The following is a 15,039-nucleotide window of genomic DNA, read 5'->3' as shown; positions in this document are numbered from 1 at the left end:
ATGTGGGTTGTCGAAGTGGTGACGGCGGCCGCCGGTGCGAGGCTGGGCGTCAGGAGATACGGAGGCGTTCGCCGTCGCCGCCGGCCGTGACCTGGCCGATCTGCCAATGGGGCAAGCCGAGGGTGTCCAGGTGTGCATTCACGGCCGCGACATCGCTGGGCGCCACCATCAGCACGAAGCCGATGCCGCAGTTGAAGGTGCGCCACATCTCCTCGCGCGGCACGTTGCCCTCGCGCTGCAGCCAGTCGAACACCGGCGGCAGCGGCCACGACGACGTGTCGATTTCCAGGCCGAGCGGCTTGGGCACGACGCGGATGATCTTCTCCACCAGGGCGCCGCCGGTGACGTGGGCCATGGCGTGGATGTCGTGCTGCTGCAGCAGTTCCAGCACCGGCTTGACGTAGATGCGCGTGGGTTCCATCAGCGCGTCGGCGAGCTTGACTCCGCCCAGGTCCAGCTCGAGCGGATTGCCCGCACGGGCGAGGATCTTGCGGACCAGCGAATAGCCATTGGAATGCGGGCCGCTGGAGGCGATGCCGATGAGCACGTCGCCCTGGCGCACCCGGCTGCCGTCGATCAGTCGCGCCTTCTCCACCGCGCCCACGGTGAACCCGGCGAGGTCGTATTCGCCGGGCGGGTACATGTCGGGCATCTCGGCGGTTTCGCCGCCGATCAGTGCGCAGCCGGCGATCTCGCAGCCCCTGGCGATGCCGCCGACCACGTCCACCGTGGTGTCGACGTCGAGCTTGCCGGTGGCGAAGTAGTCGAGGAAGAACAGCGGTTCGGCGCCCTGCACGAGCACGTCGTTGACGCACATCGCGACCAGGTCGATACCGATCGTGTCGTGCCTGTTCAGCTGCTTGGCCAGGATCAGCTTGGTGCCCACGCCGTCGGTGCCCGAGACCATGACCGGTTCCCGGTACTTGCCGGACAGGTCGAACAGGCCACCGAACCCGCCGATGCCGCCACCGAGCACTTCCGGGCGCAGGGTCCGCTTGATCGCGGGCTTGATGCGCTCGACCACTTCGTTGCCCGCGTCGATGTCGACGCCGGCGTCGCGGTAGGTGAGCGGGGTGGGATTGTTCACGGAAGGCGGGGTCACGAGAGGCATCGCGGGGCGGAAGACGGGCGATTTTACCAGCCGCGACGGACGCGAATGGACGTCCTTGGGCCCGTACGGCACCATTTCAGTCGGTTATACCGACCAGGGACAGCGATGGTTCGCGCATTTAGAGGGTTCTGGCTGGCGGCTTTGCTGCTGGTGAGCTTCACCGCCACGGCGCAGCGCGTCGAGGGCGACCGCGCCGGCGCGCAGGGTCCTTACGAGGCCGAGGTGAACGTCAACGGCCAGGGCGAGGCCGAACGCAACACGGGCTTCGCCCGCGCGCTCTCGTCGGTGCTGGCCAAGCTGTCGGGCGTCCGCAGCGTCGCCGGGCAGCCGGGGGTCGGCCAGGAACTGCGCCGGGCCAAGGAGTACGTGCGCAGCTACGACTACCGCCAGGACGAGGGCGTGGGTCCGACCGGCGCGCCGACCTTCGGCACCACCCTGATCGTGCGCTTCGACCAGGAGCAGGTCGACGATCTCATCGAAACCGTCGGCCTGCCCGTATGGCCGCTGCCGCGGCCCAAGCCGGTGCTGTGGCTGGGCATCGACGATGGCAAGGGACCGCGGCTGGTCGGCCTGCCGCAGGCCAATGCGGCGCGCTCCGCGCTGAGCCGCGCGAAGGAGCGCGGCTACGCGCTCGGGCTGCCCGCGGGCAACGCCGCCGAACAGGCCACGGTCGGGGCCATCTGGCGCGGCGACAGCGCCGCGGTCGCGCGTGCGTCGCTGCGCTACTCGCCGCCGATGCAGCTGATCGGCAAGGTCTACCGCAGCGGCGCCGGCTGGAAGGCCGACTGGACCTTCGTCGACAACGGCAAGGTGCTGTCGAGCTGGAGCACCACCGATCCCGACGCGCGCCGTGCCATCGCCACCGGCGCGGATGGCGCCGCCGATGCGTTGACCAAGCGCTACGCCAAGCGCGGCGCCGCCGGCCCCCCCGGAAGCTATGCGGTCACGTTCACCGGCATCCACAGCAGCGATGACTACATGCGCCTGGCCGGCTACCTGGACAAGCTCGCCATCGTGCGCAAGATCACGCCGCAGCGCGCCACGCCCGACAGCGTGACGTTCTCGCTCGACCTCGCCTCGGGCCTGTCGGGCTTCAGGCGCATGGCCGATCGCGACGGCGTCATCGTCGCCGCCGAGGGCGATGCGCCCGTCTACCGGCTGCGTTGATGGACTCCCACGCCTCCCTGCACGAGATCGCCCGCTTCCTGCGGCGGCTGCAATGGACCGCGCTCGGCTTGGGCGCGCTGTGGCTGCTGTGGCTGCTGGCGCCGGTGCTCACGCCGTTCGTGATCGCCGCGATGCTGGGGTGGCTGGGCGATCCGCTGGTGAACCGGCTGCAACGCACCGGCCGCTCGCGCAACACCGCGGTCGCACTCGTCTTCTGCGCCATGACCCTGGTCGTGATCGCGGTGCTGGTGATCCTGGTGCCGCTGATCGAGCGCCAGATCGCGACGTTGATCGCCTCGTTGCCGCATTACCGCGACTGGCTGCTGCAGGTCGCGATACCGTGGCTGGAGCGGCGGACCGGGATGCAGATCGCGACCTGGCTCGACTTCAACCATCTCGTCGAACTCGTCCGCACCAATTGGGAGCGCGCCGGCGGCATCGCCACGACCCTGCTGGGTTACCTGTCGCGCTCCGGCTTCGCGATCCTGGCGCTGGTCGCCAACGTCGCGCTGCTGCCGGTGTTGACGTACTTTTTCCTGCGCGACTGGGACCTGCTGGTGGCGCGCGTCGCCGCGCTGATCCCGCGGGACTACCTGGGTACCGCGTCGCGGCTCGCGCGCGAGTCGGGCGACGTGCTCGGCGCCTTCCTGCGCGGGCAGTTCCTGGTGATGGTGATCCTCGGCGTGATGTACGGGCTGGGGCTGTGGGGCGTGGGCCTCGACCTGGGCATCCTGATCGGGATCATCGCCGGGCTTCTCACGTTTGTGCCGTACCTCGGTCCGGCGAGCGGCATCATCCTGGGCTGCATCGCCGCCCTCGTGCAGTACGGCGACTGGGAGCACCTCGCGGGGGTGCTGATCGTGTTCGGCGTCGGCCAGGTGATCGAGAGCTACTGGCTCACGCCCAAGCTGGTCGGCGACCGCATCGGCCTGCATCCGGCGGCGGTGATCTTCGCCGTGCTCGCCGGCGGCCAGCTGTTCGGCTTCCTCGGCATGCTGCTCGCGCTACCGGTGGCGGCCGTCGCCAACGTGCTGCTGCGCTACGCCGAGCAGCGCTACACGCATAGTCGCCTGTACGCGGGTGAGCAGGCGGCCCCCCTGGCCGCGGCGGCGCGGCAGGCGGCAGCCGGGCAGGCGGCCATCGAAACGGCGGTGGAGCGCCAGCCGGAGTGAGCCGTTCCGTGCATGGCGTGCCGCAATTGCCGCTGGCATTGCGCTACCCACCCGACCAGCGCCTGGAGGCGTTCGTGTGCGCGCCTCCCGGTGCGATCGAACAGTTGCGCCATGCGGCAGGTACCCCTGCCGATCCAGCTGTCGCGCGCGACGCGCTGTACCTCGCGGGGCCATTGGGCGTGGGCAAGACCCACCTGCTGCTGGCCACCTGTGCGGCCGCCGAGTCCGCCGGCCAGCGCGCCGCCTACCTGCCCCTGATCGCGGCCGCGGGCCGTCTGCGCGATGCCCTGCAGGCACTGGAGGGCAACGACCTCATCGCCCTCGACGGCCTCGATGCCATCGCCGGTAACCGCGAGGACGAGATCGCGCTGTTCGACGCGCACAACCGGGCCCGCGCGGCCGGCGTCGCCCTGGTTTACGCCGCGCGCGACATTCCCGATGCGATCGGCCTGGTGCTGCCCGACCTGCGCTCGCGCCTGGGTCAGTGCACGCGCATCACGCTGCTGCCGCTGGACGACGAGGGGCGCCGCGAAGTGCTCCAGCAGCGCGCGCAACGCCGCGGCCTGGTGCTCGAGGAGGCGGCGCTCGAGTGGCTGCTGAAACGCGTGGGCCGCGACCTGGGGGGGCTCACCGCGCTGCTCGACCAGCTCGATCGCGCGTCGCTGGCGGCGCAGCGACGCGTCACCGTGCCCTTCCTGCGGCAGACGCTGGACCTGTAACGCGAAGGCGCGCGCAGGCACGACCGCCTGTGCCGCGGTTACTTCGCCGCTTCAGGCTTCAGGTTCACCGACCAGATCACCGATGCGATCTTCCATCCGTCCGGCGTACGCAGCAGGTGCCACGCTTCCCGGCCGTGGTTGGTTTCCTGTCCGTTGCTGAGGAAGGCGTAGTCGAATACGACCGAGGCGAGGTCGCCGTCGCTGTCGATCCGCACGTTGTCGAAGGTTTCCTCGGACGTGTTCTTGCTGGCGACGATGCCGGCAATGAAGGAGTAGGGCGTGCGGGCGGGATCGACCGTGACCTTCTTCGCCGTCGGGTGCTTCTGCAGGATCCGCTGCAGCGCGGCGTCGCTCGTCACCGGTTGCCAGGTGATGCGCTCATGCAGGAACAGGCGTTCGAAGGCGGGCTGGTCGCGCTTGATGATCGCGGTACGGAACGCTTCGATCACCGCGCGGATCTGCGCGTCCGCCGCTTCGGCGGTGCTGGCTCCGGCAGTGGCGGACGGATTCGCCGGGGGCTGGGCGAAGACGGGGGCCGCCAGCAGGCAGGCGAGGACGAGCGGAATCGATTTCACGGTGTGCACTCCATTGCAGGGGGTGGTTGGGGGCGGGTCAGCGCACGGGCGGGGCGAGTTCCGCATCGAGTTGCGCCAGGCGCTGCGGGGTGCCGACGTCGGTCCAGCGGCCGCGGTGGTGTTCGCCGCTGACGCGTCCTCCCACCATCGCGGCGCGCAGCAATGGCGCGAGCTTGAAGCGTGGCGGGGTTTCGTCGGCACCTGCGGCGGCGCCGATGATGCCGCGCCAGTCCGCGAACAGCGATGGGCGGTACAGGCCGATGCCGGAAAAGGTCAGGCGCGGCTCGCCGTCGCCGAGCACGCATCCGCGCGTATCGAGGGCGAAGTCGCCATCGGGGTGCTGCGGCGGGTTGTCGACCAGCACCAGGTGCGCGTCGCCCGCGACGTCGCGCGGCAGGTGCGCGAAGTCGTAGTCGCTCCAGATGTCGCCGTTCACCGCGAGCCACGGCGCATCGCCCTCGGCCAGGTTCGGGGCCGCGTGCCACATGCCGCCGCCGGTCTCCAGCGGCGTCGGGCCTTCGAAGGAAAAGTGCAGGCGCAGGCCCCAGCGTTCGCCATCGCCGAGGGTGGCGGGGAACTGCTCGGCGAGCCAGCTGGTATTGACCACCACGTCGCGCACGCCCAAGGCGGCGAGCTTCTCCAGGTGCCACACGATCAGCGGCTTGCCGCCCACGGGCAGCAGCGGCTTGGGCGTGTGGTTGGTCAACGGCCGCATGCGTTCGCCGAGGCCGGCGGCGAAGATCAGCGCCTTCATCGCAATGGCCGCTGCGAAGCGTTCAATCTGCGTCTCCTTGCGCGCGCACCTGTTCGGCCAGCGCGGGCTTCACGCGCTGCTCGATCAGTTCGACCAGCGGCGCGAACTCCGGATAGCGCGGCAGCACGGCATCGAGGTAGGCGAAGAAGCGCGGGACGTCGGCCAGGTACTTCGGCTTGCCATCGCGATGCCACAGGCGCGCGAAGATGCCGATCACCTTCAGGTGCCGCTGCACGCCGATCCAGTCGGCATCGCGGCGGAAACGGGCGGAGTCGGGCACCGGCAGGCCGGCGGCCTGGGCGCGCGCGTGGTAGCGCGCCAGCCATACCTCGACCCGATCCTCGGGCCAGCTCAGGAACGCGTCCTTGAACAGGCTCAAGGCGTCGTACGCGATCGGTCCCCGCACCGCGTCCTGGAAATCGAGCACGGCCGGGCCGTCGCTCGCCGGCATCAGGTTGCGCGGCATGAAGTCGCGGTGCACGAACACCTGCGGCTGCGCCAGTGCGTTGTCGATCAGGCGCCGGTAGACGAGCTCGAGCCTGTCCATGTCGCCGCAATCCAGCGACAGCCCGAGATGCCGGCCGAGGTACCACTCGTCGAACAGGCGCAGCTCGCGCGACAACAAGGCGTCGTCGTAAGCCGGGAAGCCCTCGGGGCAAGGCACGGCCTGGATCCGCAGCAACTGGCCGATCGCGGCGTCGAACAATTCGTCCGCGTTGTGCGGCCCGATTACATGCAGGTAGGTATCCGCGCCGAGGTCTTCCAGCAGCAGGAAGCCGGCGTCCTCGTCGCGCGCCAGCACGTGCGGCACGCGCACGCCGCCGCGTTCGAGCAGGTCGCGGATGCGCAACCAGGGCCGCACGTCTTCCTTGTCGGGCGGGGAATCCATGACGATCACGCTGCCGGGTCCGTCGACGCCGGCGACCGCCCCGCGCCAGTAGCTGCGGAAGCCGGCGTCCATCGAGGCGCGGTGGAGTTCGAGCGTGGCGTCGCCGCTGGCGGCGCGGGCCCAGGCGAGGCGGGCGGCCTCGCGGGCGGAAAGATCGTCGGAAGTCATGCGGAACGGCGTGGATCGGGTGGCCACAGCATAAACGCATGGCGCGACGGCGGCGGCGCGGGGATGTGCGCTGCCGCCGGTTTCCGCACGGGCGTTGCGGGCGCGTCCTGCCGGCGGATCAGGCCGCGGCGGCCTCGCCCGTGAGCGAGGCCAGCCACTCGTCATCGGAGCCGTCGCTGACGCCCTCGAACAGGAACGTCGAGAGGTAGCGCTCGCCGGTGTCGGGCAGCATCGCCAGCAGGACCGATCCCTCCGGCGCGCGCTCGGCGACCTGCAGCGCGGCAGCGACCGTGGCGCCGGCGGAAATGCCGACGAACACGCCTTCCTCGGCGGCAAGGCGACGCGCGGTGTCGCGCGCCAGGACCTCGTCGATCGGCAGGATCTCGTCGGCGATCGTGCGGCTGAGCACCTGCGGCAGGAAGTCCGGGGTCCAGCCCTGGATCTTGTGCGGGGCCCATTCCTTGCCCGACAGCAATGCGGCGCCCGCCGGTTCGCTGGCGATCACTTTGATTGCCGGACGCGCGAGTTTGAGCACCTCGCCGGCGCCGGTGATGGTGCCGCCGGTGCCCCAGCCGCTGACGAAATAGTCCAGGCGCTGGCCGGCGAAGTCGCGCAGGATTTCCGGGCCGGTGGTGCTGCGGTGGTAGGCGGGATTGGCCTCGTTCTCGAACTGGCGCGCAAGGAACCAGCCGTGCTTCTGAGCAAGGTCGTTCGCCCGGCGCACCATGCCGCTGCCGCGTTCGGCCGCGGGCGTCAGGATCACCTTCGCGCCGTAGGCGCGCATCAGCTTGCGCCGTTCGATCGAGAAGGAATCCGACATCACCGCCACGAACGGATAGCCGCGTGCCGCCGCGACCATGGCGAGCGCGATGCCGGTGTTGCCCGACGTCGCTTCGATGATGGTCTGGCCCGGCTTGAGCAGGCCCTTCTGCTCCGCGTCGAGCACGATCGCCAGCGCGAGCCGGTCCTTGACCGAACCACCGGGGTTGAATGCTTCGTTCTTGGCGTACAGCGTGACGTGGCTGGGCGCAATGCGATGCAGCTTGACGATGGGCGTGGAGCCGATGGTGTCGAGGATGCTGTTGTAAATAGTCATGACGGGGGATGTGTACTCGGAAAGGGCGGGGGAATCACGCGGCCTGCGCGAGATTTGCGAGCGGACCGCATCCTGCGCCCGCTGTTGTTAAAGGTTCGCTACCGAACCAGTGCAGGCTCGCCGCGAGCGCGGCGACCTCTCCCACGATCACCAGTGCCGGCGCGCCCACGCAGTGGAAACGCGCTAGTTCCGGCAGAGCGGCCAAGGTGCCGAGCACGACGCGCTGTTCAGGACGCGTGCCGTTCTCGATGATCGCGAAGGGCGTCGACGCGGCGCGGCCGTGGGCGAGCAGGCGGTCCCGTATGCGCTCCAACCCCGCCACGCCCATGTAGAACGCAAGCGTCTGCTTTTCCCGCGCCAGCGCGGCCCAGTCGAAGGCATCGTCCTCGTCCTTCGTGTGCGCGGTGATGAACCGCACCGACTGCGCGTGGTCGCGATGCGTGAGCGGAATGCCCGCGTAGGCGCCGCAGGCGATCGCGGCGGTGATCCCAGGCACGACTTCGAAATCGATGCCGTGTTCGCGCAGCACTTCCAGCTCTTCGCCGCCGCGGCCGAACACGAACGGGTCGCCGCCCTTGAGCCGGACCACGCGCTTGCCGCGGCGCGCGTGTTCCAGCAACTGGCGATGGATGCACTCCTGTGTGGTGTGGTGGTCGCCGCCGACCTGCTTGCCGACGTCGATCAGCTCCGCGTCGCGACGCGCGAGCGCGAGAACCTCGGCGCCGACGAGGCGGTCGTGCAGGATCACGTCCGCCTCGTTGAGCACGCGGAGGGCGCGCAGGGTGAGCAGCCCGGGATCGCCGGGCCCGGCGCCGACCAGGACGACGCTGCCGGATCGGGCCTGCTGCGCTTGCTCCAGCAGGCCGATGAATTCGCGGCGCGCCTTCGCGGTCTCGCCACGCCGCAGCAGGGTCGGGATGGCTCCCCGCAGCACGCGATCGAAGAAGCGCCGTCGCGTGGCCAGATCGGGTAGATGCGTGCGGATGCGTTCGCGGGTCTGCGCGAACAGTTCGGCGAGGGCGCCGAGCGATTCGTCGAATTGCGTTTCCAGCTGCTCCCGCAGGTGCCGCGCGAGCATCGGTGCGCCGCCACCACTGGAGATGGCGATCTGCACGGCGCCGCGTTCCACCCGGGCCGGCAGGTGCGCGCTGGACAGTTCCGCATCGTCGACCACGTTGGCCCACACGCGCCGGGCTTCCGCCGCCGCGGCGACGGCGCGATTGACGGCACGGTCGTCCGTCGCGGCGACGACCAGCCAGGCGCCTTCCAGCCAGGCCTCATTGAACGGACCGGCCAGCACCTCGATCCGGCCCTGCGCGGCGAGTTGCGCCAGTTGCGAGTCCAGCACGGTCGCACCGACCCGGACGCTGGCGCCGGTGGGCAGCAACGCCTGGACCTTGCGTCGGGCCACGGCGCCACCGCCGACCACCAGCACGGCGCGGCCGGCGAGATGGGTGAACAGCGGGAAGAGGGGAGGCGCGGACATGGGGCAGACGGCCGGAAGCGAGGCGTTTTCGCAACCTAGCGTTGTGGCCGCAGCGGCGGAAATGATCCGCGGCTGTGGCTTCATGCCCTCATGGCATGACCGGCGCTGGACATCGCCCCGGCCATGACGCTATGGTCTATCCGTTCATCCGCATAAAGAGATAACCAAATGAAATCCGTCCCGATGTTTGCCTGGTGTCACGCGCGTATTTCCGCCGCTTCCAAGTACCCGACCCCCACGCCGCAACCCGACCGACCCCAGACGCCGCCATGACCCTGACGCAGCTCCGTTACTTCGCCGCGATCGCCGATTCCGGCCTCAACATCACCCTCGCCGCCGAACGCGTGCACGCCACGCAGCCCGGCCTGTCCAAGCAGCTCAAGCAGCTCGAGGAAGAACTCGGTTTCCTGCTGTTCGCACGCAAGGGCCGCAGCCTCGAAAGCATCACCCCCGCCGGCAGCCAGGTCCTCGCGCATGCGCGCCGCCTGCTCGCCGAAGCCGCCAACATCCGTTCCTACGCCGCCAACCAGCGTCGCGATGGCCACGGCCGCCTGGTGCTCGCCACCACGCACACGCAGGCCCGTTTCGTCCTGCCGCCGGCGATCGCGCAACTGCGCCAGACCTATCCGCGCGTCAGCGTGCACCTGCTGCCGAGTTCCGAAGGCGACGTGCTCGACCTGCTGGCCCGCGGCGAATCCGATTTCGCGCTCATCAGCACCGCAGGCGAAGCCCCGGCCGGCGGCATCGCCGTACCGCTGTTCCGCTGGAAGCGCGTGGTGCTGGTGCCGCGCTCGCATCCGCTGGCACGCAACGGGAACCCACCGACGCTCGCGCAGCTCGCCGCCCATCCGCTGGTGAGCTATGAGTCCTCGACCCGCCCGGAGTCCTCGCTGCGCCGTGCATTCGCGACCGCCGGACTGGAGCCGCAGCTGTCGATGACCGCGCGCGATGCCGACCTGATCAAGACCTACGTCCGTTCGGGCCTCGGGGTCGGTTTGCTCGCGGAGATGGCGGTGAACGAACGCGAGGACACCGATCTCGTCGCGCTGCCCGCGCCGGCCGCCATCCCCGAATGCATCGCCTGGGCCGTGCTGCCGCGCGAACGCGTGCTGCGCGACTACACCATCGAACTGCTGCATGCGCTGGCGCCGCAGATCGACCAGCGCGACCTGCAGCGCGTGCTCGCCGGCAACCAGGAAGCCGACTGGCCGCAGCCGCCGAGCTGGTCCGAACTGAGCGAAGCGCTCAGCCAGGCTGCCTGAAGACGCCTAAGGCCCGGAATTCCCGGGCCTTCGTTGTTACCGGGCCGCGTCATGCCGCCCGGCTGCTGTCCCAGTCCTCGTGCAGGCCGCACTCGCGCTTGAGCCCGAAGAAGCGGGTGTCCTCCTCGCTCATGCCCGCTTCCAGCCGCCGCGTCGTGTGCACGTCGCCGATCGAGACATAGCCGTCGTGCCAGAGCGGGTGATACGGCAGGTCGTGTTGCTGCAGGTAGTTCCATACATCGCGGTCGCTCCAGTCGGCGAGCGGATGCAGCTTCCAGCGCCCGTCGTGCAGCTGCAGGAACGGCGTCTCCGCCCGGCCGCGCGACTGCGATCGGCGGATGCCGGAGATCCAGGTGCGCGCGCCGAGGTCGCGCAACGCGCGCTGCATCGGTTCCACCTTGCGCAGGCGGTTGTATCGGTCGAGGCCGTCCACGCCCAGTTCCCACAGCCTGCCCAGCCGCGCCTCCATCCAGGCGATGCCGATCTGCGGGCGGTACACCTTGAGGTTCAGCGCCAGCCGTTCGGTCAGTTCGTCGACGAAGCGGTAGGTCTCGGGGAAGAGGTAGCCGGTGTCGATCAGGATCACCGGAATCTCCGGGCGCTGCCGCGTGACCATGTGCAGCGACACCGCGGCCTGCGCGCCGAAACTCGACGACAGCGCATGGCTGCCTGCCAGGTTGGCCAGGCCCCAGGCCACGCGATCCTCGGCGGAGCGCGTCGCCAGCCATTGGTTGAGTTCGTCCAGCGAGCGCGGCGACTCGGCGGCGGTGACGGGATCGGGCGGGCTCATTCGACCAGTTCCAGTGGCAGTGATTTGCCGGCGACGGCACCCGTGCGGACGAGTCCGCTTCTGACCAGGAAGTCGCCGAAGCGTTCGCCGCTTTCGCGGCCGGAGGCGTAGCGCGCGAACAACGCATCGAGCGCGGCCAGGATTGCGGCTTCGTCGATGTTTTCGCGATACAGCGTGTTGAGGCGCTCGCCCTTGTGCGAAGCGCCGAGCATCAGGTTGTAGCGGCCCGGCGCCTTGCCCACGAGCGCGATCTCGCCCAGGTACGGGCGCGAGCAGCCGTTCGGGCAGCCGCTGATACGCAGGTTGATCGGCGTGTCGCGCAGGCCATGGGTGTCGAGCAGCGCTTCGACGCGGGTTAGGAAGTCGGGCAGGTAACGCTCGGCCTCGGCCATCGCCAGGCTGCAGGTCGGCAGCGCGACGCAGGCGATCGCGTTGAGGCGCACCGGCGATGCGAGCAGGTGTTCGTCCAGGCCGTGCGATGCGACCAGCGAATCGATATGCCGGCGCCGGTCGGCGGGGATATTGGCGATGACCAGGTTCTGGTTCGCGGTCATGCGGAATTCGGGCGCCGGCGCGGCATCGGTGTGCAGCAACGCCTTGGCGATCTCGCGCAGCCCGGTGAGGTGCGGCTGTTCGCGATCCCAGATGCGGCCGGCGACGATGCGCAGGGTCAGATGCCACGGGCCGTCGTGGCCTTCGCGGTCATCGCCCCGGATCCAGCCGAAGCGGTCGCCGTTGTGGACGAAGTCGAAGCGCCGCGCCGGCTCGAGGGAGAACCCGGTGCGGCGTTCCACTTCGGCCTTGAACGCGTCGAGGCCGCGATCGTCGATCGTGTACTTCAGCCGCGCCCGCTTGCGCACGACGCGGTTGCCCCAGTCGCGCTGCGTGGTCAGCACGGCCTCGGCGACGGCCGTGAGCTGGTCGGGACGGATGAAGCCGATCACGTCGGCCAGGCGCGGGTAGGTTTCCGCATCGCCATGGGTCGCGCCCATGCCGCCGCCGACGCTGACGTTGTAGCCGACGACCTCGCGCTCTCCTGACGAGCTCATTTCGACGATCGCGATGAAGCCCAGGTCCTGGGCGAACACGTCGACATCGTTGTACGGCGGGATGGCGAAGCCGATCTTGAACTTGCGCGGCAGGTAGGCCTCGCCGTAGATCCGGTCCTCTTCCTCGCCGCTGCCGGCGACGCGTTCCTCGTCGAGCCAGATCTCGTAGTAGGCGCGGGTATTGGGCAGCAGCCGCGTCGACAGCGCAGCGGCCTGCGCGTGCACGAACGCGTGCGCGGCGGACTCGTGCGGGTTCGCCGACACGGCGATGTTGCGGTTGACGTCGCCGCATGCCGCCAGCGTGTCGATCAGCGCGGCGTTGATCGCCTGCATCGTCGCCTTGAGTTCGCGCTTGATCACGCCGTGGAACTGGAACGCCTGGCGCGTGGTGATGCGCAGGCCGCGCTCCGCGTACGTGGTGGCGATGCGGTCGAGCTTGAGCCACTGCTCCGGCGTGACCACGCCGCCCGGGGTGCGCGTGCGGATCATGAACTGCCAGGCCGGTTCCAGCTTCTGCTGGCGCCGTTCCTCGCGCAGGTCGCGATCGTCCTGCTGGTAGCTGCCGTGGTACTTGATCAGGGTCTGGTCGTCGTCGGCGAGCGCGCCGGTGACCGGGTTGGCGAGCGAGGCCAGCAGCGTGCCGCGCAGGCGCGCGCTGGATTTCTTGATGTCTTCGACCGAATGCGTGCTCATGGCGTCGTTTCAGTACACGTCCCGGGCGTAACGGCCCTGGGCCTGCAGCTGGTTGAGGTAGGCCGAGGCGTCCTCGGCCGATATCCCGCCGTGCGTGGCGACGATCTCCAGCAGTGCGGCGTGCACGTCCTTCGCCATGCGCGTGGCATCGCCGCATACGTACAGGTGGGCGCCGCCTTCCAGCCAGGCGAAGACGTCGTGGCTGTGTTCGCGCAGGCGGTCCTGCACGTAGACCTGGTGCGCCTGGTCGCGCGAGAAGGCGAGGTCGAGGCGGTGCAATGCGCCGCGCTTGAGCGCCTCCTGCCATTCCAACTGGTAGAGGAAGTCGCTGCGTGCGTGCGGGTTGCCGAAGAACAGCCAGTTGCGCCCGGTCGCACCGGAGGCGGCACGCTCCTGCACGAAGCCGCGAAACGGGGCGACGCCGGTGCCCGGACCGACCAGGATGACGTCGCGCGTCCCGTCCTTCGGCAAGCGGAAGCGCTCGTTGTGCTCGATGAAGACCGGCAGCTTCTCGCCCTCGGCGGCACGCGCCAGGTAGTTGGAAGCCGCGCCCCAGCGCAGGCGGTCATCCGGGTTGCCGCCGGCGACTTCGTATTCGACATGCGCCACGGTGAGATGGACTTCCTCCTCGCCGACGGCCCTGGCGCTGGAGGCGATCGAATACAGCCGTGGCGCCAGCGGACGCAGCGCGGCGACGAGTTCCTCGCCCGTCCAGGCAGCGGGATGCGCTTGCAGCAGGTCGAGCACCTGTCGCTCGGCCAGTAGGCGGGCGAAGTCGGCGGCGCGATCCGGTGCGAGCAGGGCGTTGAGCTCCGCGCTCTGCGCATGCGCGGCGTGCGTCGCCACGAACGGGCGCGACAGCCGCGTGAGTTCGCGCCGATGCGACAGCCACTCCCGCAGCGGCAGGGTCTGCTCGCCGACAGTGACGGCCTGTTGGCCGTCGAGTTCGAGCGTGGCCAGGACCGCATCGACCAGACGCGGCGGATTGACCGGCCAGATGCCCAGCGCGTCGCCGGGTTCGTAGCGCAGGCCCGAACCTTCCAGCGACAGCTCGATATGGCGGACATCCTTGCTTGAAGCCGCCTTGTTTGAAGCCGCCTTGTCTGAAGCCGCCTTGCCGCCGCCGTGGCCGCGGCCGGTGATGCGCTGGTTGACCAGCAGTTCGGCTTGGAACGGATGCTCGCGCGTGTAGAGGCTCGCCAGCGGGCGCAGCGGCGTGACCGTGGCCAGCGGGGCCTGCGGCTTCAGCGCGTCCTTCGCCGCGGCGAGGACGCTGGCGAGCCAGGGCGTCGCCACGGCATCGATGTCGAGGTCGGCGTCGCCGCGTGCGAACCAGCGCCTGGCGCCGAGCTCGGCCAGGCGGTCGTCGAGGCGGCGGCCGATGGCGCAGAACTGCGGATAACTGGAATCGCCGAGCGCCAGCACTGCGTAACGCAGCTCGGGCAGCTGCGGCGCGCGCTTGCCGGTAACGAACTCGAAGAACCCGCGGGCGTCGTCCGGTGGGTCGCCGTCGCCCTGGGTGCTGATGACGATGGCGAGGTGGCGCTCGTTCTTCAGTTCGCGCGTGGCGTAGGCGTCGGCGCGGACCAGGCGCGCACCCAGGCCCGCGGCTTCGACCTGCTGCGCGAGTTGCCCGGCGACACGCTTCGCGTTGCCGGTCTGGCTGCCGTAGACGATGGTCAGCTGCGCGGCGACCTGCGGCTCCGCGCCCGCAACGGCGGATGGCCGCGGGGCGGCCAGCGCCTGTGATCGCGCGAGGCCCGCGGCATAGCCCGACAGCCACCACAGGCCCGCGTCATCCAGGCCGCCGGTCAACAGATCGAGCTGGGCGGCCTGCTCCTGCGAAAGCAGGGAGGGCGGCGCGACGAGGCCAAGCATGCCGTTCGGCAGTGCACCGGTCGGAACCGCAGCGGGGGCAGGCGAGGCGGACATCGTGCAGCTCGGGAGTCAGGCGATGCTGCGAGGCTAGTTAGGCCGGCGCCGCGGGAGAAAGGACTTGCCGCTATGCGCTTATGCCGAGCCTGCATCTCGCGGGCCGGAGCCAGACGACATACTGGCCGCCAGCCAGCGTGCCGACCCGGGCACGCCGCCCCGAATTGCGTCACGAT

The 15,039-nt window shown here is 69.8% G+C and carries 13 protein-coding genes; 4 read left to right on the top strand and 9 right to left on the bottom strand.

Annotation, left to right across the window (positions count from 1 at the left end; all coding sequences use genetic code 11):
* Positions 1–49 precede the first annotated feature (49 nt).
* The gene (gene purM / locus BP05_RS06370; RefSeq protein WP_496361635.1) at positions 50–1,111 is read right to left on the bottom strand and encodes a phosphoribosylformylglycinamidine cyclo-ligase; all 1,062 of its coding nucleotides are present in this window, start codon (positions 1,109–1,111) and stop codon (positions 50–52) included.
* 105 nt (positions 1,112–1,216) lie between these two features.
* On the opposite strand from purM, the gene BP05_RS06365 reads away from it, so the two are divergent.
* Genes BP05_RS06365 through hda form a run of 3 tightly spaced genes read left to right on the top strand, consistent with a single transcriptional unit; the run spans position 1,217 to position 4,169 of the window.
* On the top strand, positions 1,217–2,278 hold the full coding sequence (locus BP05_RS06365) for a DUF2066 domain-containing protein (protein ID WP_496361633.1): 1,062 nt from the start codon (positions 1,217–1,219) through the stop codon (positions 2,276–2,278).
* Positions 2,278–3,450 (top strand): AI-2E family transporter, encoded by a 1,173-nt coding sequence (locus tag BP05_RS06360; protein WP_496361631.1) that lies wholly within the window; start codon positions 2,278–2,280, stop codon positions 3,448–3,450. Before BP05_RS06365 ends, BP05_RS06360 begins: the two co-directional genes overlap by 1 nt.
* On the top strand, positions 3,447–4,169 hold the full coding sequence (hda, locus tag BP05_RS06355) for a DnaA regulatory inactivator Hda (protein WP_496361629.1): 723 nt from the start codon (positions 3,447–3,449) through the stop codon (positions 4,167–4,169). The genes BP05_RS06360 and hda overlap by 4 nt, the downstream gene beginning before the upstream one ends.
* Before the next feature lie 38 nt (positions 4,170–4,207).
* On the opposite strand, the gene BP05_RS06350 is transcribed toward hda, so the two are convergent.
* From BP05_RS06350 to cysG, 5 genes are all read right to left on the bottom strand, one after another.
* The gene (locus tag BP05_RS06350) at positions 4,208–4,744 is read right to left on the bottom strand and encodes a Cif family virulence factor (RefSeq protein WP_496361627.1); all 537 of its coding nucleotides are present in this window, start codon (positions 4,742–4,744) and stop codon (positions 4,208–4,210) included.
* Between the two features lie 37 nt (positions 4,745–4,781).
* Positions 4,782–5,498 carry an N-acetylmuramate alpha-1-phosphate uridylyltransferase MurU gene (gene murU / locus BP05_RS06345; protein WP_496361625.1) on the bottom strand — a complete coding sequence of 239 codons (717 nt, stop codon included), beginning with the start codon at positions 5,496–5,498 and terminating at the stop codon, positions 4,782–4,784.
* Between the two features lie 22 nt (positions 5,499–5,520).
* Positions 5,521–6,555, bottom strand: coding sequence for an aminoglycoside phosphotransferase family protein (locus BP05_RS06340; protein ID WP_496361623.1), 1,035 nt, complete (start codon positions 6,553–6,555; stop codon positions 5,521–5,523).
* Positions 6,556–6,673: 118 nt separating this feature from the next.
* On the bottom strand, positions 6,674–7,651 hold the full coding sequence (cysK, locus tag BP05_RS06335; RefSeq protein ID WP_496361621.1) for a cysteine synthase A: 978 nt from the start codon (positions 7,649–7,651) through the stop codon (positions 6,674–6,676).
* 34 nt (positions 7,652–7,685) lie between these two features.
* Positions 7,686–9,137 carry a siroheme synthase CysG gene (gene cysG, locus BP05_RS06330; RefSeq protein ID WP_496361619.1) on the bottom strand — a complete coding sequence of 484 codons (1,452 nt, stop codon included), beginning with the start codon at positions 9,135–9,137 and terminating at the stop codon, positions 7,686–7,688.
* A 269-nt stretch (positions 9,138–9,406) separates the two neighbouring features.
* Between cysG and BP05_RS06325 the strand changes: the two genes are divergently transcribed.
* Complete coding sequence (locus BP05_RS06325) at positions 9,407–10,399, top strand: LysR family transcriptional regulator (RefSeq protein WP_496361617.1); 993 nt, start codon at positions 9,407–9,409, stop codon at positions 10,397–10,399.
* A gap of 49 nt (positions 10,400–10,448) precedes the next feature.
* On the opposite strand, the gene BP05_RS06320 is transcribed toward BP05_RS06325, so the two are convergent.
* The 3 genes from BP05_RS06320 to BP05_RS06310 are packed head-to-tail and all read right to left on the bottom strand — an operon-like array spanning position 10,449 to position 14,809.
* Positions 10,449–11,189: a phosphoadenylyl-sulfate reductase gene (locus BP05_RS06320; RefSeq protein ID WP_496361615.1), complete on the bottom strand. Its 741-nt coding sequence runs from the start codon at positions 11,187–11,189 to the stop codon at positions 10,449–10,451.
* Complete coding sequence (gene cysI, locus BP05_RS06315) at positions 11,186–12,931, bottom strand: assimilatory sulfite reductase (NADPH) hemoprotein subunit (protein WP_496361613.1); 1,746 nt, start codon at positions 12,929–12,931, stop codon at positions 11,186–11,188. The genes BP05_RS06320 and cysI overlap by 4 nt, the downstream gene beginning before the upstream one ends.
* A gap of 9 nt (positions 12,932–12,940) precedes the next feature.
* A complete protein-coding gene (locus BP05_RS06310) occupies positions 12,941–14,809 on the bottom strand; it encodes an assimilatory sulfite reductase (NADPH) flavoprotein subunit (RefSeq protein ID WP_496361611.1) in 1,869 nt (622 codons plus the stop codon).
* Positions 14,810–15,039 lie beyond the last annotated feature (230 nt).

The organism is Lysobacter oryzae DSM 21044 (assembly GCF_059568595.1).
Note: the sequence above shows the minus strand (reverse complement) of the source record. Positions and strands in the feature narration are given on the sequence as shown.